Source organism: Rhizobium sp. LARHSG275, from assembly GCF_052871115.1.
Map to the genome: position 1 here is coordinate 268,792 of NZ_JBIXJN010000001.1, position 20,652 is coordinate 289,443.

A 20,652-nucleotide genomic window follows, 5' to 3' on the forward strand; every position below is an offset into this window, starting at 1 on the left:
GTCAGACGGCCCCATGACACTTCCGACAGCGACCTACCGGATACAATTCCGCAACGGCATGACCTTCGATCGCGCCTGCGGCCTCGTCCCCTATCTCAAGAAACTCGGCATCAGCCACCTCTATGCCTCGCCGATCTTCACCGCCGTCAGTGGCTCAACCCACGGCTATGACGTCACCGACGCCGACAACATAGACCCGGCGCTCGGCGGCCGGGCAGGATTCGACAGGCTGACCGAAAGCCTCGCCTCGGCGGGCATGGGGCTGATCCTCGACATCGTCCCGAACCACATGGCGGCCTCGCCGGAAAACGGCTGGTGGCGCGACGTGCTGACATTCGGCCGGCAAAGCGCCTATTTCAGCCACTTCGACATCGACTGGAGCGAGCCGCTGACGCTGCCACAGCTCGGCCAGGATTTCGATGGGGCGCTGGCTGACGGCGAGCTTCGCATCACGCTCGACGAAACGCATGGCAACTTCGCCTTCGGTTATTTCGAGACGCTGCTGACGCTGAACCCCGGGAGTTACGGGGCGATCGCAAACCGGCTCGACGATCCGGTTGCCACCAGAATGGCGGAAGCTGCGGCCGTGACATCCGGCGAGAGCTTCAACCGTGCAATGCGAGACATTCTCTTCGAAGCCGGCGATCGGGCAGTCCTCCAGCAAAAGCTCGATGACGTCTCGGCCGATCGCGATTTCATGAGAAGCCTGCATGAGGCACAGCATTGGCGGCTGACGCACTGGAAGGAGGCGGCACGACATCTGAGCTATCGCCGCTTTTTCGAGGTGACCGGACTGGTCGGCACCCGCGTTGAAGACCCTCCTGTGTTCGAGGACATGCACCGGCTGGTGCTCGAGCTGGTGCGCCATGGCAAGGTCCAGGGCCTGCGCGTCGACCATGTCGACGGGCTCGCCGAACCCACGGCCTATCTCGACAGGCTGCGCGAAGCGGCCGGACCGGACACCTATATCGTCGTCGAAAAGATCCTCGGAGCCGGTGAGGTCCTGCCGGAGAGTTGGCCGGTCGCTGGCACCACGGGATATGAATTCATCGCCGCCCTGAGCGAGCTGTTCATCGACGGCGGCGGTCTGCGCATATTGGACGATGCCTATCGCGGCATCGCCGGCGAGACGGGTGATCTCGAGGCGGGCTGGCGGAATGCCAAGCGACTGATGGTCGAGCGCAATTTCGCCGGCGAGACCGCCAGGCTGGTGTCGATCGCAGCAGGCATCTTTCCCGAGGTGAAAAGAGAAGAGATCGCCACTGCGCTCAGCGAACTGCTAATCGCCTTTCCCGTCTACCGCACCTATGGCGACGGCGGCCCGCTTTCGTGGCAGGATTCAGCCGTCCTTGCCGCGACCGCCTCGCAAGCCATGGCGCGGCTCGACGATCGGCGTGCCCTCGACCATGTGCTGAAGCTTCTCGAAGGCAAGGTCGAAGGTGACGCGGCCCACGAGTTCCGTATCCGCTTCCAGCAATTGAGCGGGCCGGTAATGGCGAAGGCGACGGAGGATACGCTGTTTTATCGCTACAACAGGCTGCTTGCCGCAAACGAAGTGGGCGGCGAACCGGGCAAGGCGCCTGGCGGCCCGGAGGAATTCCACCGCCGCATGGCCGAGCGAGCGCGGCTGCAGCCGCATGGGCTTTCGGCAAGCGCCACCCACGACACCAAACGCGGCGAGGATGCGCGGGCAAGGCTTTATGCGCTGAGCGAGGGCGCGGATGTATTTGCGCAGGCGGTCGGGCGGTGGCGCGAGATGAACCGGCCGTGGGTGAAGGATCTGCCGGAGGGTGCCGCGCCGGAACCAAATGTCGAATGGATGCTCTATCAGGCGCTGGCCGGCATCTGGCCGGAGGATTTCGACAGAGGACAGACGGAAGAACTCCGCGAACGTTTCACCGATTACGCGCTCAAGGCGGTGCGAGAGGCGAAACTGCGCAGCGGCTGGGCAGAGCAGGATGCCGTCTACGAGGAAGCGGTCACCACCTATGCCGCGGCGCTGGTCTCGCCTGACAATGACGTCTTCCTCGAGGATTTCGAAATGGTGCTGCAGCCTTTCATCGCGGCGGGTTACCTCAATAGCCTGTCGCAGACGCTGCTCAAGCTGACGGCCCCCGGCATTCCCGATATCTACCAAGGTGCGGAGGGTTTCGATTTCAGCCTCGTCGATCCCGACAACCGCCGGCCGGTCGATTACAAGCGGCTGACGGCCTGGCTTGATGAAGCCGGACCGATCGCCAAGCTGCAGGCGGCGGCGCTGAAGCAGCGCCTCGTCGGGATCGGTCTGCAGCTGCGTCAGCGGCAGGCGGAACTCTTTGCCAGAGGCGACTATCTGCCGCTGAAGGCGGCGGGCGCCCGACGCGACCATGTGCTTGCTTTTGCCCGGGTGCATAAGGATGATTTCGCGATCATCGTAGCACCCCGGCTGATGTTCGGCTGGCTTGATCCGGGCGTGCTCTTTGCCGGCCCGGAATTCTGGGAGGATACGGCAATCGCCGTGCCCTCCCCGCTTCACGGTCTGAGGGCCGACCTGCTGACCGGAAAGACAATCGAGCCCGGGGGCAGCATTTCGGTCGCCACCCTGCTCGGGAGCCAGCCGGTCGGGCTGATCACCCCGATCTGACGATCAGCCGTCGCAAAAATCGAGTCCATGAAAATAGTGCTTGACCTTCCAGTCGCTGGAAGGTGGATAAGCCTATCCAACGGCCCTCCGGGCACAGGAGATAGTCATGGATATCAAGCACGATCACCATCACAGCCACGCCGATGGCGACGATCATTGCCATTGCGGCCATGAACAGGAGAAGGCTGTCAGCGCCATGATCCGTGATCCTGTCTGCGGCATGACCGTCGATCCGCAGGCCGGCAAGCCCTCGCTCGATCATGACGGCCGCACCTATCATTTCTGCTCCGAGGGCTGCCGGACGAAGTTTGCGGCGGCATCTGAGGATTATCTGACCGCGAAGGACCCCGTCTGCGGCATGGCCGTCGATCGCTCGACGGCGAAACACTTTCTGAAAATCGAGGGCGAAAAATTCTACTTCTGCTCGGCCGCTTGCCAAGCGAAGTTCGAAGCCGACCCCGCAGCCTATCGCGACGGCAGCCGCCCGGTGGCAAAGCCGGCACCCAAGGGTACACTTTATACCTGCCCGATGCACCCTGAGGTCGTCAGCGATCGCCCCGGCGACTGCCCGAAATGCGGCATGGCGCTGGAGCCGATGGGCATTCCGCCTGTTGACGAAGGCCCGAACCCGGAACTCGTCGATTTCGTCAGGCGGCTCTGGATCAGCGCCATTCTCGCCATACCATTGCTGGCACTCAGCATGGGGCCAATGCTCGGCCTGCCGCTTCGGGAAGCGATCGGCGAGCCGCAGGCGACCTACATCGAACTGCTGCTGGCAACGCCGGTGGTACTCTGGGCGGCCCTGCCCTTCTTCCGCCGCGCATGGGCGTCTGTCGTCAACCGCAGCCCGAATATGTGGACGCTGATCGGTCTCGGCGTCGGCACCGCCTATGCCTACAGCGTCGTCGCCACGCTTGTACCCGGCATCTTCCCGATGAGCTTCCATGGCCATGGCGCGGCCGTGCCCGTCTATTTCGAGGCGGCAGCCGTTATCGTCGCGCTCGTCTTCGTCGGCCAAGTGCTGGAATTGAAAGCGCGCGAACGCACCGGCTCGGCAATCCGCGCTTTGCTCGACCTTGCGCCGAAGACAGCGCGGCGCATCGATGCCGAGGGCAGCGAGAACGACGTGCCGGTGGACGATATCCAGCCTGGTGACCGGTTGCGCGTGCGCCCCGGCGAACGGGTGCCGGTGGACGGCTCCATCCTCGAAGGCCAGTCGACGGTCGATGAATCGATGATATCGGGCGAGCCCCTGCCGCTGGAGAAGTCGAAGGGCGACCCGCTAACGGGCGGCACGATCAACAAGAACGGCACCTTCGTCATGACCGCAGAGAAGGTCGGCGCCGACACTGTGCTGTCGCGTATCGTCGACATGGTCGCCAAGGCGCAACGCTCGCGAGCGCCGATCCAGGGTGCGGTCGACCGGGTGTCGGCCATCTTCGTGCCGGCGGTGGTCGCCGCCGCCGTGCTTGCCTTCCTCGTCTGGGCCGCGATCGGTCCGGAGCCGCGCATGGCGAATGCACTGCTTGCCGCTGTCGCCGTTCTGATCATCGCCTGCCCCTGTGCACTCGGCCTTGCGACGCCGATGTCGATCATGATCGCGACGGGGCGAGGGGCGCAGGAAGGTGTGCTGATCAAGGACGCCGAAGCACTGGAGCGCTTTTCCAAAGTCGACACGCTGATCGTCGACAAGACCGGTACGCTGACGGAGGGAAAGCCGAAGCTTACCGACATCGTCACCTTCGGCGGGGTCGGGGAAAATCGGTTGCTGTCGCTGGCGGCAAGCCTGGAGCGCGGCTCCGAACATCCGCTGGCCGAAGCGATCGTTTCCGGCGCCGAGGAGCGCGGTGTCCCCTTCGTCGAGGTCACCGGCTTCGAGGCAAAGACCGGCAAGGGCGTTCAAGGTCGTGCCGGCGGCACGACGGTAGCGCTCGGCAATGCGGCGATGCTTACCGATCTCGGCATCGATCCAGCGGTCCTTGTCGAGAAGACCGAAGTCCTGCGCGGCGACGGCAAGACGGTGATGTTCGTGGTGTTCGACGGTGCACTTGCCGGCCTCGTCGCCGTTGCCGACCGCATCAAGCCGACAACGGCAGCCGCCATCAAGGCACTGCACGATAGCGGTCTGAAGATCATCATGGCGACAGGCGACAACGAGCGCACAGCACGTGCGGTGGCAAAAAGCCTCGGCATAGACGAGGTCCGCGCCGATGTACTTCCGGAAGGCAAGAAGGCGCTGATCGACGAGTTGCGGGCCAAGGGCGCCATCATCGCCATGGCCGGCGACGGCGTCAACGACGCGCCGGCGCTCGCAGCCGCCGATGTCGGCATCGCCATGGGTACCGGCGCCGACGTCGCGATGGAAAGCGCCGGCATCACATTGGTGAAGGGCGACCTGAACGGCATCGTCAGGGCACGGCGGTTGGCGGAGGCGACGATGCGAAACATCCGGCAGAATCTTGGCTTCGCCTTCGGCTACAATGCGCTCGGCGTGCCGGTTGCGGCCGGCGTGCTCTACCCGATCTTCGGGCTGCTGCTTTCGCCGATGATCGCGGCGGCGGCGATGAGCCTCTCGTCCGTCTCGGTGATATCAAATGCGCTGAGACTGCGCTTTGCAAAACTATAGGAGATGGAGATGAATATCGGCGAAGCATCGGAACGATCCGGCCTGCCTTCGAAGACCATCCGCTACTACGAGGACATCGGCCTCATCCGCCCCGAAAGGGGCGGAAATGGCTATCGCGACTATGCCGCAACCGACGTCCACAAGCTGCGCTTCCTGCAGCGCTCGCGCGGTCTCGGCTTTTCCGTCGCGGAATGCCGACAATTGCTGGCGCTCTATGAGGACAAGGACCGGGCGAGCATCGACGTCAAGGATATCGCTGAGACCAAGCTTGCCGAGATCGACCGCAAGATCCGCGAACTGACGGAACTGCGCCGCACGCTCGAGCATCTCGTGCATGCCTGCCATGGCAACGACAGGCCGGACTGTCCGATCCTCGAAGAGCTTTCGGACGGCATCTGACCATTCCGGGAGAGCAGGCGTCGCGTTTCAGATGATCTGCATCAGGAAAGCTGAGGCATGTTCTGGTTGGCCGCCTGCGAGGATTGAGGCCGCTCGTCGGGGCTCTCGTCTTCGCTGTCGTCCAGCACGCCGTCATCCAACCGATGCTTGATCGCCAGCGCATAGATCACGTCGAGAATATTGCGGTCCTTCAGGTGAGAATCGGTCAGGGCGAGAAGCGAGGCTCGAACGATCTTCCTGCTGGTGGCCTTCGGACAACGCGCCTTGACGAAATCGTAGAGCGCCTGATCGGTCAGCCCTTCCATGGCGCCGTCCACGAGAGCTTCGTAGACCCGCTTCTTTTCCTTCATTCTTTCTATTCCCCTCCAAATCAGCGGCGCCATGATCTGTCATGTAATTGTCATAAACAATCGCGGATTTAAGGCGCGCGGCCGCTGAAGAGGGATATTTGAGATGATCCGGCGAGGGTTTTGGTCCCGCATGATTTTTTTACGCCGCCCGGGAATAAAATCCGCCGGATTTCCGTATACTCAATCATGGAACGCAAAGATCGCCCCTTTGATGTCATTGGACAGCTTGCAGCACTGCGGCGCTACGCTCGCTCACTGGTGCGCAATTCGGACGAGGCGGAGGATCTGGTGCATGATGCACTGGTGCGCGCCTTCGAGAAGCGAAAGAGCTTCCGCACCGGCGGCAACCTGCGCACCTGGCTGCTCTCCATCCTGCACAATGCCCATATCGATCGTATTCGCCAGAACCGATCGCTGACGCGCCGCCACGATGAGGCCGCTGTCGAAGCCGAGCAGTCGCTGCCGGCCGGCCAGGAACACGCCGTGCGCCTGCAGCAGGTGCGGGGCGCCTTCTTCGACCTGCCGGAGGAACAGCGCGAGGCGCTGCACCTCGTTGCGATCGAAGATCTTTCCTACCAGGAAGCCGCCCAGGCGCTTGGCATTCCTGTGGGGACGCTGATGTCGCGCATCTCCCGCGCCCGCGCTCAACTGCGCGAATTCGAGGAGAAGACGCCGCGGATTTCGCATCTGAGAATCATCGGAGGGAACGGCAATGAAAGCAGTTGATCCGATCATCGATGCCGATCTCGACGCCTATGTGGATGGCGAGCTGGATGTCGCCCGTCGCATCCAGGTTGAATCGTATCTTTCCGAGAATCCGGCGATTGCCGCCAATGTCATGGCCGACCTCAGCATGAAGGGCGAACTGCGTCTGGCGCTTGCCGGCGAAAGTGCCTTCGGCCGCCCTGAGACCCGCGATGCTGCCCGCCGGCTGGAACGTGGCCTTTCCTATGGCCGCATCTTCCATTCCATGCAGCGCGTTGCCGCTGTCGGTATTCTGATCGCTGCCGGCTGGGTGGCGCACAATTCCTTCGGCGCCTTCTCGGCGACCGAGGTGGTGGCATCCGTTCCGGCACCCGCCTATGTCGAGGATGCCGTCCGCGCCTATCAGACCGCGGCGCTCCGCCAATCGATGCCTCCACAGACGCCGACCACCTATAGCGCCGACGATATTCGCGCCGCCACCGCGATCGTGATGCCCGAATTGCCTAAGGATTGGAAGGCCGTTGACGTGCAGATCTTCCCGTCCGAATTCGGCCCCAGCGTCGAGATGGCGATCGAACAAGCAGATGGAAAGCAACTGTCGCTTTTTGCCGTCCGTCCTGGCGCCTTCGAGGTCAAGCCGGTCAGTCATCTTACGCTGGAAAAAGCAGAAGCAGCCTATTGGCAGATCGGCGAGGTCGCTTATGCGCTGATCGCAGACGATAGCGGTCTCAATCTCGACCAGGCGGCCGAACGGCTCGCCCGCTCGCTCTATTAATTCAAACCGAGGAGATCAGCATGAACCCGATCAATCCCCGCTATGGCGCCGTCGCCGGCTCGCAGGCCCTCTTCGACGAAGGCCTGCGGCAGCATATGCTGCGCGTTTACAACTATATGGCTCTCGGCCTCGTCATAACGGGCCTCGTCGCCTTTGTCGTCGGCTCGACGCCGGCATTCTACGTCCCGATCTTCGGCTCGCCGCTGAAGTGGGTGGTGATGCTTGCCCCGCTCGCCTTTGTATTTTTCTTCTCGTTCAAGATCCAGACGATGTCGTCCAGCACCGCTCAGATCACCTTCTGGGCCTTCTGCGCCGTGATGGGCCTGTCGCTCGCCTCCGTTTTCCTGGTTTTCACCGGGATGAGCATCGCGCGGACCTTCTTCATCACCGCGACGATGTTCGGTGCCACCAGCCTCTACGGCTATGCGACGAAGCGTGACCTCTCGCGCATGGGCTCGTTTCTGATGATGGGCCTCTTCGGCGTCATCATCGCCTCGGTCGTCAACATCTTCCTGGGTTCGAGCGCGCTGCAGTTTGCGGTCTCGGTGATCGGCATCGTCGTCTTCGTCAGTCTGACCGCTTACGACACGCAGAATATCAAGGAACAGTATTCGGAAAACTTTGATCAGGAATCGAACCAGAAGCTCGCCGTCTTCGGTGCGCTCTCGCTCTACCTAAACTTCGTCAACATCTTCCAGCTTCTGCTCAACTTCACCGGCGAGCGGGAATAGGACTGCGCTTCTGGGGGCAAAGGAAGCGCAGAGCGCCCGGTCTGCAATCTGTGACAGGATGGCAGATCGGGTGTTCACCTAAACGAGACGAGCCGGGTCAATGCCCGGCCGTTTTCGTTTAAAGCGCATCGCGTCAAATCGGAATCATACGACGCGCTTTAAGTCTTTGTTTTATGCATGTCGTTGTCCCAAAACCGCTGCACACTTTTGGGCGACATGCATTAGATGATACCCCAGGCGCGATAGCGGCCCCGGCCGGTAATTTCACGAATGCCGATCTCATTGACGAGGTTCAGCGCACCGCGCGGCGTGATGCGCAGATGACGGGCGATCATCGCCGCCGAGACCATCGGCCGCGACAGGATGAAATCGGCAAGCTCCGGCAAGCTGCTGTTCGAACGGCGGCCGCGGAAGCGCAGCTCCATCTGCGTACGTGCTAAGGACAAGCGGTCGATTTCCTTAAGGCCGGCCGCAGCGCCCAGATGCATCGCCTCCAGAAAGGCTTGCAGCCGCGTGGCCCGATCGCGCGCCCGACGACGCTCATGGCGCACCAGCTTCAGCCCGCCGTAAAAAGAAAACAGATGCGAGACGACCTTGCCGCGGGCGCGTAGATGGCTTGCGACCAGAAGGCCGCCGAGCCAGTGCTGACGCCGCAACGGCTCGATCCTTTCCCAGGCTTCGAAGAGGATGATGGCGCCGAGAACCGGCGGCAAGCTGTCGGTCAATGGCAGGACGCTCCGCCACTCCGCAAGCCGCTGTTCCTCGTCCCACTCGTCGTCACCGAGCAAGCCGAGGGGATCTTCGTTGCGCCTTGCCGGGGTAACGGCAGCCGTCTCGCTTGCCGGCGTTTTCCCTGTATGGATATCGAGCAGCTTCTGTGAGCGAGCAAGAAGCGCATCGATCTCCGCCATCTCGGCAGCGAGCGGCCCATCTTCATCCTCGCCCTCCTCGTCGATCTCGACCGGAGCTGCGGGGCTCTTCGCGTCCGGCACTTTCCCCTCCCCCTCCCCGCCGGTCGCAGTCAGGGTCGCAAGGCCCGAGACTCCGAGTGCCCAGGAGGGTTCGCCGGTCCAGATGCGCCGACGTGCCCGCAGTACGGAATGGGCGATCGTCAGTTCGTGGGTGGGAGCGCGGCTATCCATATGCGCATCATGCAAAACGAGATCCTCGACATGCACAAGTTCGCCGGCCACCCAGAGCGCGCCGGCGGCGTCGAAGAAATGGCTGCGTTCGGCAAATCCCCCGCCGACGGGCGAGCGTAACACGCGTTCGTCCAGCCGCGCCACCGCATCCTCCGCCGCGGCAATGGAGGGAAGCAGGGTTTGAAGCATTGCACCGTCAATATCGTAGCGCATTGTTAAGCTTTACAGTTTTTCACAAATGGAAGCAAAACGAACGTTTCCTTCCGCCATGTATGACATGGTTAACAGCGGTTTTCAACAAACTACGGGAAAGGAAGCCGTCAAGACGGCTGATCGACCGGCCGCATATGCTTCTAACCGTCGCAGCTGGCGCGAAACTTTTTCATAGCCGTTCATCCGGTTTTCCTCGCCGTCGGACCATTTGCCCGCATCAGCGCCATCAGCATCGGTCCGATCGAGAATTCGCCACGCTCCGCCCGCCGCGTCAGGTCACGCAGGTAACCGCCGGCGGAGTTGATATGTCCGCCCCTTTCCAGAATGCAGGCGATCACCGTGGCGGCGTTTTCCGGCCCCATGACATCGCAGGCCAGCTGATAGGCGCTGGGGCTGACGCCAAGCGTGGAACGGACGATGACGGCCGCGGCCATCAGATCTCGCCAGCTGCCAATGCCGCCGCCCGGTCCGTAAGCGATGATCTCCGGGCAGGCCTGCAGCACCATGGCAAGAGGAAAGGATTTTGGCGGCTCCCGCCACGGCTGCGGTTCTTCCTCCGGCTTTGCGCCCTGCTTCGTTTCGAAGCTTGGTTCAAGTTCAGATGGGGGGTTTGGGTTTGAATTATGTATGTGCCGACCGTTTTGGTTATCATTGGCGTCTGTTTTTTCTGTTTTCGACTTCGATTCCAGCGTCTTGACGATCAATTGCCGGAAAGCTTCGAGATCAGCCAGCAGGCTTTCCATCTCGGCAGCCGATGGGCGGCGCGGCAGGCTTGCGGAAAGCAGATTGAAATGCGTCTGCATCTCGATCCATTCGCCGGCAATTTCCTCCTCCAGCGCGATCTCGATGAGCTTGGCGATGTCACGCCGGCAAAGCGTCAGGCGCTCCCTCAGGCGCTTCCATTCGAGTTTGTCGGCCATCACTTGAGCAGCCTGCGCCTCGATCTCGCGAGCGCGCACCAGGAGCGGCGCCAGGCTGAAACCAAAGGCCTCACCAAGCCCGCCCTCGCCGTTACGGCGGGCAAAACGTTTCCCGTTCGGGCTATCTCGCCGGATGATCAGACCGGCTTCCACCAGCATTGCCAGGTTCCGCCGCAGCGTCGTGCCGGCCATGCCATGCGTGCGCAGCGACAGCTGGTCATTCGATGGGAAGACGACGAAACCGTTGGCCTCGGCAATCTCGTTCTTCGGGTAGAAGGTCAACAGCGCGTTGAGAACGGCCAAGGCACGGTCCGATACGCCGACCATGTCCTTTGCTTCGCAGAGAGCACGAAATATCTTCCACTTGTCGACCGATGCGTCCGGATCGACCTTGCTGGCGCTTTCCTGGCTTGCCAGCATGCCAAGCGTCATCGATCGCCGCCCGAAGGGCGTCGATACATATTGAGACTCCATGTCCCTCACCTTTTCTCAAGGCAAAAGAAACCTACCACCCAAAAGGATGCCGAAGACGCTTGACAGTGATTCGAGGAAGTGCGATTCTCAGATTGTCCAGATATGAGAAAGGCTTCCGCGACGGCAACGTTCGGAGGCTTTTTTCTTTTGCGGCCTACTCTCCTGCTTGCAACTTGCCGGCCCGATAGGCTTCGTAAAGCTCATCGAGACGGCGTGAAATGTAAGCGCCGAAATCCGGCGCATCGCCGGTCTTCAACGCGATCGTGAAGGAATTGCCGGCGCTCTTGATTCGGCCGGCAATCTTGCCGCCGCTCTTCGGCTTCCAGTCATATTCCGTGGTTTCGGGCTTTGCCTCTTTCTTGGCGAGCTCGGCAACCAAGAGCTCGAAACGGCGGTCGCTCTCTTCCGCCATGAAACCTCCCGAGGCAATAAGCTTCGCAAGCCGGGCGGCCGTCATCCCATTCCAGTCCTGGGCAAGCGCCATCCACCGGCGTCGCCCGATACCAGGCGCGGCTCCGACCGACCTGACGATCTCGGCGGGAATAGCTTTTGCAACAGATATCAGCTTCGATAACTCCGTCTTGTCCGTCGACAGCGCTTTCATGATGACCGGGCGCTCAAAACCCTTCAGCTCGAGATTGAGGGCAAAGACCGCGCGCTCGATATAGGAAAGGTTGCGGCGCGCCGAATTCTCGATGCCCTGCGCGATGACGACATCGGTATCGTCGAGCTTACGGACGATCGCCTGCACCTTGAGGCCGAGCAGCTTAACCGCCTGCAGGCGGCGATGGCCGTAGGCGATCTGGTAGCGGTCCTCATTATTGGGATGGCGGCGAACGAGGATCGGCACTTCCTGGCCGTTCTCGGCAATCGACTGCACCAACTCATCCTCAATATCGAGGGGCTGGTCGGCAAGACGATCGCGGACGAAGGAGGAATCGATCAGATCAGGGTCGAGCTCGACGATGCGCTCACCGGAGAGCAAAGCCTCCTGCATCGCCCTGCTCTCTTCCTCCATGCGGCCAAGGGTCAGCGCCATCGTCCGAACCGGCCCGGCCGATCCGCGCGAGGATGGTTCCTCGTAGTTGGCCGCGGCCAACTCCTGCGCTGTATCGTCGAAAAGACCTTTCAGGCGATCGCGTCTGCTCATGCTCGACCCCAGGCTTTGTGAATACCGGCGAGAACCTCGCTGTTGGCGGCATTGACCGATTCCAGCGCCCGGTCATAGGTCGAGCGGCGCACCTGCCCCTTCTCGATCTCGTAGAGCGTCTGCTTGGTCAAGCCGACATCGGCGATCGCCGTCGATTTGAGAATGGTCGCCGTCAACACGTCGTCACTGAAAAGACTGCGCAGCAGCGCAACGATCTGCGACTGCGGCGCATCGAAGGGTTCGTGACGAGTGACAACATATTTGATGAAATCATGCTGCAGGTCGCCGCCGGCCTTGCGCACGACGGAAAGCAGATCCGAAGTCATCAGCAGGAACTGCGACATGGAAGCGACGTCGACCATCTGCGGATGGATGGTGATGAGCAGCGATGTTGCGGCGCAGACGGCGCCAAGCGTGAGGTAACCGAGCTGCGGCGGGCAGTCGATCACCACGATGTCGTAATCGGCCTCGACCTCGGCAATGGCGACGCCGACACGGCGGAAGAACAGCTCGCCGGGCCGCTGCCGGTCGTTCAGTGCCCGTGGCGTCTCATGCTCGAACTCCATCAGTTCGAGATTGCCCGGCACCAGATCCAGCCCGTCGAAATAGGTCTTGCGGACGATCTCCTTCAGCGGCTTGCGGCCCTCATCATAGCGAATTGCGCCATAGAGCGTATCGCCTTCGGAAAGATCGAATTCGGGCTGAACGCCCAGCATGGAAGAGAGCGAAGCTTGCGGATCGAGATCGATGGCAAGCACCCGGTAACCCGCCAGCGCCAGATACTGAGCCAGATAGAGCGTCGTCGTAGTTTTGGCCGAGCCACCCTTGAAATTGGTGACGGCAACCGTCTGCAGCTTTTCGCCAGGGCGGCGCCAAGGCTGATAGGAAAGCGCATCCTTCGGCTTGAGCTTGGCCATATATTGGCGCAATTCGTTGATCTGGCCGAGCGTGTAGGAACGCCGGCCATTCTGGGCAAGATCCGGCTGCGGTCCCTTGCCATCCAGCGAAAGCTGGCGAAGATAGCCGTCCGAGACGCCGATCATCTGGGCCGCCTCGCCGGAGGAGAATGTTCGTAGCGTCTTTTGCGAGAGCGGCGGAAACAGCTTGTCGCGGAGGAGCTTCAGTTGCCGCGAAAGCTGGTTCGCATGCCGCTCGATCCGTACATCTGTCGTCGATACGCTAATGTTGTCCAAAACACCCAATCCTTTTCGATGCGCTTTTCTTTCAACATAGCGTCAAAAAGCGTATCGAAAGTGACACGATTCGGGATTTGCAGCAACAACAGCGCTCGGATGCCACCCACAGGGCCGGTTGGCCGCGGCCAACTCCCGTTCTGCCCTTGCGACCACGAGGTTTTTTCGGCAAGACCGCCAGGACTCAACGGGGAGTATCCGCTTGAAGCATATCAATATCATCGGCATCGGCACGGGCAACCCGGAGCATCTCACCATACAGGCGATCAACGCGATGAACGCCGCCGATGTGGTTTTCCTGCCGGTCAAGGGCGCCGCCAAGGAAGAGCTCGCCGAGATCCGGCGGGATATCTGCGAACGCTATATCACGCGGCCGGCTGGCAGGATTTCAGAATTCGCGGTGCCGCAAAGGCAGACGGCAGACAAGACCTATGTGCAGAGCGTCGATACCTGGCACGGCGAGATCGCCCGCATCTATGCAGAACTGATCTCCAGTCTCCCGGATGATGACAACGGCGCCTTTCTGGTCTGGGGCGATCCCAGTCTCTACGACAGCACGATCCGCATCATCGAACGCGTGCGGCGGGAAGGCAGCCTGGATTTCGATTACAGCGTCATTCCCGGCATCACCAGCATTCAGGCGCTGGCGGCCAGCCACAGGATCCCGGTCAACCTCGTTGGCAAACCGATCGAGATCACCACAGGGCGCAGGCTGGCGCAGGACGGGCTTCTGGCCGACAGCACCATCGTCATGCTCGACGGCGAACAGGCTTTTGCCAAGATCGACGATCCCGATGCCGAGATCTTCTGGGGGGCCTATCTCGGCACCAAGGATGAGATCGTCAGAGCAGGGCGACTTGGCGACATCGCCAGCGATATTCTGACGCTCAGGGCCGAGGCCAGGCAACGGCACGGATGGATCATGGACATCTATCTCCTGCGCAAGGGACGGGATTTCGAGGAATAGCGGTTCGAGCCTTGCCATCAGCTTTGCCGGGTTGGCCGCGATCATGTAAGAAATGATCAGAGGATCGAGAATGAGCATCAAGGCCGCAAAGAAGAGCGACAGGACAGGCGAGGCGGATCTGCACGGTCGCCCGGCGGCCGAGATACGTAGGCGCGGCGCCTGCCCCGCCCTTGCCGCCCCCATGCCGACCGGCGACGGTTTGCTGGTCCGGCTGCGGCCGGCCGGTGGCGCGTTGACGCTGTCGCAATTCGCAAGCCTTGCTCGCTCGGCCGCGGCCCATGGAAACGGCATCCTGGAAATCACCGCGCGCGGCAATCTGCAGATTCGCGGGCTGCGCGCCGAGACCGTCGGGCAGCTCGCTGCCGATATCGATGCCGCCGGGATCACCGTGTCGGACGGGCCGGCGATCGAGACATCGCCGCTGCACGGCATCGACCCGGAAGAGACAAGCGATCCAGCCGCGATGGAAATCGCCTTGCGCAGCAAACTTCACGATCTGCTTGCCTCGCCGCGGCTCGCGCCGAAGCTCTCGCTTGTCGTCGACGGTGGTGGAACCTTCGGCTTGTCAGCACTGTCCGCCGATATTCGTGTCGTCGCTCAATCCCACACAGATTGGCTTGTCGCGATCAATGGCGACGGCGAAACTGCAACGCCGATCGCGATCGGCCCTGCGGAGGCGGCGATAGCGGCCGTCGGCGAAATTCTCGGCCTCTTGGCAGGCCTCGCGAAGGGCAGGCGGGCGAGAGATATCGATCCGGCGCTTCTGCAGGCGCGTTTTCCCGCGATGGATGGTATGCACTTCGTTCCGTCCCGCGCGGCAGGGATACCGCTTGCCGGCTTACACCGGCTTGACGACGGCAAAACCGTACTCGGCGTCAGGCCGGAATTCGGCCAGATGAAAGCGTCCGATCTGATCGCTTTGCTTGACCTGGCAAGGGCCCGTGGCGCAACCGCCATCCGGCTTGCGCCCGGTCGTGGTTTCTTCCTCATCGGGCTTTCCGCCGATACAGTGCCGGCGATGCAGATCGCCGCAGCTGGACATGGCTTCAGCACCCAGCCCGGAGAGAACAGTGAGCATATCGTCACCTGCGCCGGCGCCGGCGCCTGCGGTTCCGCCTTCTACCAGACAAGAGCTCTGGCGCGCCACCTCATTGCCGCAGCACCTGCCCTTTTCGACAATTCGCTGACGCTGCATCTGTCCGGCTGCGCCAAGGGCTGCGCTCATGCGCGGCCGGCGCTGACCCTGACCGGCTCGGCGGAAGGTTATGGCCTCATCCTCAATGGGCTTGCCGCGGATCTGCCGGACGAACGGATCGCTGGCGGTCGGATCGATTTCGCTATAGAGAGGCTCGCCCGGGCCATCGAAGACAACAAAGACGCTGGCGAATCGACCGCCGCCTGCCTTACACGGCTTGGCGCAACCGGCGTTTCGAAGGCGCTGCGACAGGAATAGGAATGCCAGACTACGATTATATCCGCAGCGGCGATGCGATCTACGAGCGTTCCTTTGCGATCATCCGTGCCGAGGCCGATCTTTCGCGTTTCACCGACGATCAAGCCGAAATCGCCGTGCGCATGATCCATGCCTGCGGGCTGGTCGAGGCGGCGGAGCATTTCCTGTTCTCCGCCGATTTCGTCAGCGCGGCGCGCGACGCGCTGAAGGGTGGCGCGCCGATCTTCTGCGACGCGGAAATGGTATCTCAGGGTGTGACCCGGGCGCGGCTGCCAGCGCTGAACGAGGTGATCTGTACGCTGCGCGATCCCGCGACACCGGATATTGCGCGCGAGACCGGCAATACGCGCTCGGCCGCCGCCATGCATCTCTGGCTCGATCGGCTCGGCGGCAGCGTTGTCGCGATCGGCAATGCACCGACAGCGCTCTTCCATCTGCTCGAACTCCTGCGCGACGGCGCCCCGAAACCCGCGGCGATCCTCGGCATGCCTGTGGGCTTCGTCGGCGCGGCGGAATCGAAGGATGCATTGGCGGAAAATTCCTACGGCGTACCCTTTGCCATCGTCCGCGGCCGGCTCGGCGGCAGCGCCATGACGGCAGCCGCCATCAATGCATTGGCGAGGCAGGGCCTATGACGACAAGCGGCCGTCTCATCGGCGTCGGCACGGGTCCCGGCGATCCGGAGCTCCTGACCATCAAGGCCGTCCGCGCCATCGAAGGTGCCGATGTGATTGCCTATTTCGCCAAACAGGGCAGGGGCGGCAACGGCAAGGCGATCGTCGAGCCGCTGCTGAAATCCGGGGTGACGCTGCTGCCGCTCTACTATCCGGTGACGACCGAGATCGACAAGAATGAGGAACGTTATCAAAGGTTGATCACCCAATTCTACGATCTGTCTGCCAAAGCTGTCGCCGGGCATCTCGATGCCGGGCTGACCGTCGCCGTTCTGAGCGAAGGCGATCCGCTCTTCTATGGGTCCTACATGCATCTGCATGTCCGGCTTTCCACACGCTACCCGACGGAAGTGATCCCGGGTATCAGCGCCATGTCGGGCTGCTGGTCGCTGGCCGGCATGCCGATCGTTCAGGGCGACGACGTGCTTTCCGTACTGCCCGGTACGATGGCCGAGGCCGAGCTGACGCGCCGTCTTGCCGATACGCAAGCCGCCGTCATCATGAAGGTCGGCCGTAATCTGCCGAAGATCCGTCGGGCGCTGGCGGCGGCCGGCCGGCTTGCGGAAGCCGTCTATGTCGAGCGCGGCACCATGGCGAATGCGGCGATGGAAAAGCTTGCCGACAGAACCGACGGCGATGCACCGTATTTTTCGCTCGTGCTGGTGCCGGGCTGGGAGGGCAGCCGATGAGCGGCAGGCTTTTCGTGATCGGCACCGGTCCCGGCAACCCCGAGCAGATGACGCCGGAAGCGCTGGCCGCTGTCGATGCGGCGACGGATTTCTTCGGCTACGGCCCCTATCTCGACAGGCTGCAGCTCCGCCACGATCAGCTGCGGCATGCCTCGGACAATCGCGAGGAGCTCGAAAGGGCAGGGGCCGCACTCGCCATGGCAGCCGATGGCGCCAAGGTCTGCGTCGTCTCCGGCGGCGACCCCGGCGTCTTCGCCATGGCTGCCGCGGTCTGCGAAGCGATCGAGAACGGGCCGGCGGCGTGGCGCGCGGTCGATCTCACCATCCTGCCCGGCATCACGGCGATGCTGGCGGTGGCAGCAAGAGCCGGAGCACCGCTTGGCCACGACTTTTGCGCCATCTCGCTGTCTGACAATCTAAAGCCTTGGAATATAATAGAAAATCGTCTTGTATTGGCGGCAAAGGCAGGCTTTGTCATCGCGCTCTATAATCCGATCAGCCGGGCACGGCCCTGGCAACTCGGCGAAGCCTTCAAGCTGTTGCGCGACCATCTGCCTGCCGCAACGCCGGTTATCTTCGGGCGGGCGGCCGGGCGCCCGGACGAACGTATCGCCGTCCAGCAGCTGTCGCAGGCAGATGCGTCGATTGCCGACATGGCGACCTGCATCATCATCGGCTCCGCCGAAACACGCATCGTCACACGGCCAGGCCGGCTGGACCTCGTCTATACACCGCGTTTCATGGCGGGGGGAAACAGGTGATCGATCACCGCCAGCGCCGCCTCGACAGTGTCGACCGCCTTGACGATCGGGGCCGGCGCGCGCGCGACCATCATCACCTCGATACCGAGCAGGCGGGCGGCCCCGATCTTCGCATAGGTGGCGGCACCACCGCTATTCTTGGCGACGATGACGTCTATGTCGTGCTGCCTCAGAAGATCGCATTCGCCTTCCAGCGTGAACGGACCCCGAGCGAGGACATAGTCGACATTATCAAGCGCAAGCGGCGGTTCGACGGGATCGACGCTGCGGACGAGGTAATGATGTTGCGGTCCGGCTTCCGCATGATGGGCGCCCTGCCGGCCCGTCGCCAGGAAGACATGGCGGGGGGAGGGGCCGAGCGCTTGGATGGCAGCCGGAATGCTCTGCACGTCCCGCCAGCGATCGCCGGCCACGCTTTGCCATTCAGGACGGCGCAGAGTGATCGCGGCAATGCCGGTGGTTTCGGCCGCAAAGGCGGCATTGGCCGAAATGCGCTCGGCGAAGGGGTGCGTGGCGTCGATCAGCAGGTCATATCCGCCGGCCTTGAGGAAATCGGCAAGTGCGGCAGCGCCGCCGAAACCGCCGATGCGAACGGAAACAGGCTGCGTGGCCGGTTTTTCGGTGCGGCCGGCAAGCGACAGCAGAACATCGTAATCGTCACGCGCCGCCAGCGCCTCGGCCAGCAGCCGCGCCTCGCTGGTGCCGCCGAGGATCAAGATGCGGGGTCTTCCCATGTCTGATGTCGCTCCTCCGTCCGGCCAGCGCTGGCTGACTATTATCGGCATCGGCGAAGATGGTCCAGAAGGGCTGGGTGAGGAGGCGAAGAGGCTGATTGCGACAGCACTTGCCGTCTTCGGCGGCGCGCGGCACCACGCACTTGCTGCGCCGCTGATCACAGGCGAAAGACTATCCTGGCAGAGCCCGTTCGAGCGCTCGGTCGAAGCCGTCGTTAAGAGGCGCGGCACGCCTGTTGTCGTGCTCGCCTCCGGCGATCCCTTTCTCTATGGCGTCGGCGCAACGCTCTCCCGCCATGTGGCGGCGGAAGAGATGCGCACCATCTCGGCGCCCTCGGCCTTCAGCCTTGCCGCATCCCGCCTTGGCTGGCCGCTGCAGGAGGTCGCAACGATCTCGCTGCATGGGCGGCCGATCGATCTGATCCGGCCGCAGCTGCACCGCGGACGGCGCATCCTCGCGCTGACTTCGGACGAGAAGGGGCCTGGCGATCTGGCTGCGCTGCTGACTGCCGCTGGCTTCGGTCAGTCGCGACTTACAGTGCTCGAGGCGCTTGGCGGCGCTCGGGAACGGCAAAGAAGTGTGGCGGCGGCGGATTTCGACCTCCTGGACATCGATCCCCTGAATGTCTGCGCACTTGATATCGCAGCAGGGGAGGGGGCACGCATTCTGCCCTTTACCGCCGGGCTCGAGGACGAGCTGTTCGAGCATGATGGGCAGATCACCAAACGCGAAATCCGGGCGATGACGCTTTCCGCACTCGCGCCGCGTCACGGCGAACTGCTCTGGGATATCGGCGCGGGCTCGGGATCGATCGGCATCGAATGGATGCTCGCCGATCCCAGCCTCAAGGCAATCGCCGTCGAACAATCGCCGGAGCGGGCCGCACGTGTCGCCCGCAACGCAGCCGCCTTCGGCGTGCCGCATCTTGCTGTCGTCGAAGGTGCGGCACCCCTCGCGCTGAAAGACCTGCCGGAGCCGGATGTGATCTTCCTCGGCGGCGGCGGTAGCGAGCCGGGTGTTTTCGATACCGCGATTGCGGCGTTGAAGCGGGGAGGGCGGCTCGTTGCCAATGCCGTGACGCTGGAAATGGAAGCGGTGCTGCTTGCCGAACATGCAAAACGCAGCGGCTTCCTCACGCGGATCGAAATATCGCGCGCCCAGCCTGTCGGCGGCATGAGCGGCTGGCGGCCGGCGATGCCGGTGACGCAGTGGCGCTGGACGAAAGGATAACGAGATGACGGTGCATTTCATCGGCGCGGGACCAGGTGCTGCAGATCTGATCACGGTGCGTGGCCGCGATCTCATCGCCCGATGCCCGGTCTGCCTTTATGCCGGCTCGATCGTCTCGCCCGAACTGCTGCAATATTGCCCGCCGGACGCACGCATCGTCGATACGGCGCCGATGTCGCTCGATGAGATCGAGGCGGAATATCTTCGCGCTGCCGCGGCCGGCCAGGATGTCGCCCGGCTGCATTCCGGCGATCTCTCCGTCTGGAGTGCGGTCGCCGAGCAGGTGCGCCGGCTGCAAAAACACGGCGTCGACTATACGATGACGCCAGGCGTTCCGGCCTTTGCCGCCGCAGCCTCGGCGCTCGGCCGAGAGCTGACGATCCCGGCCGTGGCCCAAAGCCTGGTGCTGACCCGCGTTTCCGGCCGCGCGTCACCGATGCCGAACGACGAGACACTGGCGAAGTTCGGCGCGACGGGCGCCACGCTGGCGATCCATCTGGCCATCCACGCGCTGAAGCAAGTGGTCGAAGAGTTGACGCCGCTCTACGGCGTCGACTGCTCTGTCGCGATCGTCGTCAAGGCCTCTTGGCCGGACGAGCGGATCCTGCGCGGCACGCTTGCCGATATCGAGGCAAAGGTTGCCGCCGAACCGATCGAACGCACGGCGATCATCTTCGTCGGCCCCTCGCTCGCGGCCGAGGATTTCCGCGAAAGCTCACTCTATGATCCGGCCTATCAACGCCGGTTCAGAGGCAGGGAATAACGTCAGGCGATTGGCCGCGCCAGCGCGGCCAATCGTGACAAATCGTCCCCGCCCGGTCCCGACGCCGATGGCGCTATCA

The 20,652-nt window shown here is 62.7% G+C and carries 19 protein-coding genes; 13 read left to right on the top strand and 6 right to left on the bottom strand.

Annotated elements, in window-relative coordinates; genetic code table 11:
* Positions 1 to 13: 13 nt before the first annotated feature.
* From treY to cueR, 3 genes are all read left to right on the top strand, one after another.
* Entirely contained in the window at positions 14 to 2,623 is a 2,610-nt protein-coding gene (treY, locus tag ACIPSK_RS01270) for a malto-oligosyltrehalose synthase (protein ID WP_162115169.1), read from the top strand.
* Between the two features lie 106 nt (positions 2,624 to 2,729).
* Entirely contained in the window at positions 2,730 to 5,249 is a 2,520-nt protein-coding gene (locus ACIPSK_RS01275; RefSeq protein WP_162115168.1) for a heavy metal translocating P-type ATPase, read from the top strand.
* A gap of 9 nt (positions 5,250 to 5,258) precedes the next feature.
* Positions 5,259 to 5,648 (top strand): Cu(I)-responsive transcriptional regulator, encoded by a 390-nt coding sequence (gene cueR / locus ACIPSK_RS01280; RefSeq protein ID WP_162115167.1) that lies wholly within the window; start codon positions 5,259 to 5,261, stop codon positions 5,646 to 5,648.
* Between the two features lie 41 nt (positions 5,649 to 5,689).
* Here cueR and ACIPSK_RS01285 read toward each other — a convergent pair whose 3' ends face one another.
* Positions 5,690 to 5,998 (bottom strand): hypothetical protein, encoded by a 309-nt coding sequence (locus tag ACIPSK_RS01285; protein WP_162115166.1) that lies wholly within the window; start codon positions 5,996 to 5,998, stop codon positions 5,690 to 5,692.
* Positions 5,999 to 6,184: 186 nt separating this feature from the next.
* Between ACIPSK_RS01285 and ACIPSK_RS01290 the strand changes: the two genes are divergently transcribed.
* The 3 genes from ACIPSK_RS01290 to ACIPSK_RS01300 are packed head-to-tail and all read left to right on the top strand — an operon-like array spanning position 6,185 to position 8,209.
* Positions 6,185 to 6,724, top strand: a complete 540-nt coding sequence (locus ACIPSK_RS01290) for a sigma-70 family RNA polymerase sigma factor (RefSeq protein WP_162115165.1) — start codon at positions 6,185 to 6,187, stop codon at positions 6,722 to 6,724.
* Complete coding sequence (locus ACIPSK_RS01295) at positions 6,711 to 7,478, top strand: anti-sigma factor family protein (RefSeq protein ID WP_162115164.1); 768 nt, start codon at positions 6,711 to 6,713, stop codon at positions 7,476 to 7,478. Before ACIPSK_RS01290 ends, ACIPSK_RS01295 begins: the two co-directional genes overlap by 14 nt.
* 20 nt (positions 7,479 to 7,498) lie before the next feature.
* Entirely contained in the window at positions 7,499 to 8,209 is a 711-nt protein-coding gene (locus ACIPSK_RS01300; RefSeq protein ID WP_162115163.1) for a Bax inhibitor-1/YccA family protein, read from the top strand.
* 221 nt (positions 8,210 to 8,430) lie between these two features.
* Here the strand turns inward: ACIPSK_RS01300 and ACIPSK_RS01305 are convergent, their stop codons facing one another.
* From ACIPSK_RS01305 to repA, 4 genes are all read right to left on the bottom strand, one after another.
* On the bottom strand, positions 8,431 to 9,564 hold the full coding sequence (locus tag ACIPSK_RS01305; RefSeq protein ID WP_162115162.1) for an RHE_PE00001 family protein: 1,134 nt from the start codon (positions 9,562 to 9,564) through the stop codon (positions 8,431 to 8,433).
* 179 nt (positions 9,565 to 9,743) lie between these two features.
* Complete coding sequence (gene repC, locus ACIPSK_RS01310) at positions 9,744 to 10,958, bottom strand: plasmid replication protein RepC (RefSeq protein ID WP_162115161.1); 1,215 nt, start codon at positions 10,956 to 10,958, stop codon at positions 9,744 to 9,746.
* Between the two features lie 154 nt (positions 10,959 to 11,112).
* Positions 11,113 to 12,108 carry a plasmid partitioning protein RepB gene (repB, locus tag ACIPSK_RS01315; protein ID WP_162115160.1) on the bottom strand — a complete coding sequence of 332 codons (996 nt, stop codon included), beginning with the start codon at positions 12,106 to 12,108 and terminating at the stop codon, positions 11,113 to 11,115.
* Positions 12,105 to 13,301 carry a plasmid partitioning protein RepA gene (gene repA, locus ACIPSK_RS01320; protein WP_026154606.1) on the bottom strand — a complete coding sequence of 399 codons (1,197 nt, stop codon included), beginning with the start codon at positions 13,299 to 13,301 and terminating at the stop codon, positions 12,105 to 12,107. The genes repB and repA overlap by 4 nt, the downstream gene beginning before the upstream one ends.
* 202 nt (positions 13,302 to 13,503) lie before the next feature.
* Between repA and cobF the strand changes: the two genes are divergently transcribed.
* From cobF to ACIPSK_RS01345, 5 genes are all read left to right on the top strand, one after another.
* Positions 13,504 to 14,268 (top strand): precorrin-6A synthase (deacetylating), encoded by a 765-nt coding sequence (gene cobF / locus ACIPSK_RS01325; protein WP_162115159.1) that lies wholly within the window; start codon positions 13,504 to 13,506, stop codon positions 14,266 to 14,268.
* A gap of 70 nt (positions 14,269 to 14,338) precedes the next feature.
* A complete protein-coding gene (gene cobG, locus ACIPSK_RS01330; RefSeq protein ID WP_162115158.1) occupies positions 14,339 to 15,721 on the top strand; it encodes a precorrin-3B synthase in 1,383 nt (460 codons plus the stop codon).
* Positions 15,722 to 15,723: 2 nt separating this feature from the next.
* Positions 15,724 to 16,356 carry a precorrin-8X methylmutase gene (locus ACIPSK_RS01335; protein ID WP_162115157.1) on the top strand — a complete coding sequence of 211 codons (633 nt, stop codon included), beginning with the start codon at positions 15,724 to 15,726 and terminating at the stop codon, positions 16,354 to 16,356.
* The gene (locus ACIPSK_RS01340) at positions 16,353 to 17,084 is read left to right on the top strand and encodes a precorrin-2 C(20)-methyltransferase (RefSeq protein WP_162115156.1); all 732 of its coding nucleotides are present in this window, start codon (positions 16,353 to 16,355) and stop codon (positions 17,082 to 17,084) included. The genes ACIPSK_RS01335 and ACIPSK_RS01340 overlap by 4 nt, the downstream gene beginning before the upstream one ends.
* Positions 17,081 to 17,845 (top strand): precorrin-3B C(17)-methyltransferase, encoded by a 765-nt coding sequence (locus tag ACIPSK_RS01345; protein ID WP_162115155.1) that lies wholly within the window; start codon positions 17,081 to 17,083, stop codon positions 17,843 to 17,845. The genes ACIPSK_RS01340 and ACIPSK_RS01345 overlap by 4 nt, the downstream gene beginning before the upstream one ends.
* Here ACIPSK_RS01345 and ACIPSK_RS01350 read toward each other — a convergent pair.
* Positions 17,809 to 18,579 carry a cobalt-precorrin-6A reductase gene (locus tag ACIPSK_RS01350; RefSeq protein WP_162115154.1) on the bottom strand — a complete coding sequence of 257 codons (771 nt, stop codon included), beginning with the start codon at positions 18,577 to 18,579 and terminating at the stop codon, positions 17,809 to 17,811. The two genes, ACIPSK_RS01345 and ACIPSK_RS01350, sit on opposite strands and share 37 nt — an antisense overlap.
* On the opposite strand from ACIPSK_RS01350, the gene cbiE reads away from it, so the two are divergent.
* A complete protein-coding gene (gene cbiE / locus ACIPSK_RS01355; RefSeq protein WP_162115153.1) occupies positions 18,578 to 19,810 on the top strand; it encodes a precorrin-6y C5,15-methyltransferase (decarboxylating) subunit CbiE in 1,233 nt (410 codons plus the stop codon). The two genes, ACIPSK_RS01350 and cbiE, sit on opposite strands and share 2 nt — an antisense overlap.
* A gap of 4 nt (positions 19,811 to 19,814) precedes the next feature.
* Positions 19,815 to 20,573, top strand: coding sequence for a precorrin-4 C(11)-methyltransferase (gene cobM, locus ACIPSK_RS01360; RefSeq protein ID WP_162115152.1), 759 nt, complete (start codon positions 19,815 to 19,817; stop codon positions 20,571 to 20,573).
* Positions 20,574 to 20,652: the final 79 nt, after the last annotated feature.

Excerpts from the sequence above, each read along its gene's own strand:
- treY (WP_162115169.1), top strand. The coding sequence starts at position 14 with ATGACACTTCCGACAGCGACCTACCGGATACAATTCCGCAACGGCATG.
- ACIPSK_RS01275 (WP_162115168.1), top strand. The coding sequence starts at position 2,730 with ATGGATATCAAGCACGATCACCATCACAGCCACGCCGATGGCGACGAT.
- cueR (WP_162115167.1), top strand. The coding sequence starts at position 5,259 with ATGAATATCGGCGAAGCATCGGAACGATCCGGCCTGCCTTCGAAGACC.
- ACIPSK_RS01285 (WP_162115166.1), bottom strand. The coding sequence starts at position 5,998 with ATGAAGGAAAAGAAGCGGGTCTACGAAGCTCTCGTGGACGGCGCCATG.
- ACIPSK_RS01290 (WP_162115165.1), top strand. The coding sequence starts at position 6,185 with ATGGAACGCAAAGATCGCCCCTTTGATGTCATTGGACAGCTTGCAGCA.
- ACIPSK_RS01295 (WP_162115164.1), top strand. The coding sequence starts at position 6,711 with ATGAAAGCAGTTGATCCGATCATCGATGCCGATCTCGACGCCTATGTG.
- ACIPSK_RS01300 (WP_162115163.1), top strand. The coding sequence starts at position 7,499 with ATGAACCCGATCAATCCCCGCTATGGCGCCGTCGCCGGCTCGCAGGCC.
- ACIPSK_RS01305 (WP_162115162.1), bottom strand. The coding sequence starts at position 9,564 with ATGCGCTACGATATTGACGGTGCAATGCTTCAAACCCTGCTTCCCTCC.
- repC (WP_162115161.1), bottom strand. The coding sequence starts at position 10,958 with ATGGAGTCTCAATATGTATCGACGCCCTTCGGGCGGCGATCGATGACG.
- repB (WP_162115160.1), bottom strand. The coding sequence starts at position 12,108 with ATGAGCAGACGCGATCGCCTGAAAGGTCTTTTCGACGATACAGCGCAG.
- cobG (WP_162115158.1), top strand. The coding sequence starts at position 14,339 with ATGAGCATCAAGGCCGCAAAGAAGAGCGACAGGACAGGCGAGGCGGAT.
- ACIPSK_RS01335 (WP_162115157.1), top strand. The coding sequence starts at position 15,724 with ATGCCAGACTACGATTATATCCGCAGCGGCGATGCGATCTACGAGCGT.
- ACIPSK_RS01340 (WP_162115156.1), top strand. The coding sequence starts at position 16,353 with ATGACGACAAGCGGCCGTCTCATCGGCGTCGGCACGGGTCCCGGCGAT.
- ACIPSK_RS01345 (WP_162115155.1), top strand. The coding sequence starts at position 17,081 with ATGAGCGGCAGGCTTTTCGTGATCGGCACCGGTCCCGGCAACCCCGAG.
- cbiE (WP_162115153.1), top strand. The coding sequence starts at position 18,578 with ATGTCTGATGTCGCTCCTCCGTCCGGCCAGCGCTGGCTGACTATTATC.
- ACIPSK_RS01350 (WP_162115154.1), bottom strand. The coding sequence starts at position 18,579 with ATGGGAAGACCCCGCATCTTGATCCTCGGCGGCACCAGCGAGGCGCGG.
- cobM (WP_162115152.1), top strand. The coding sequence starts at position 19,815 with ATGACGGTGCATTTCATCGGCGCGGGACCAGGTGCTGCAGATCTGATC.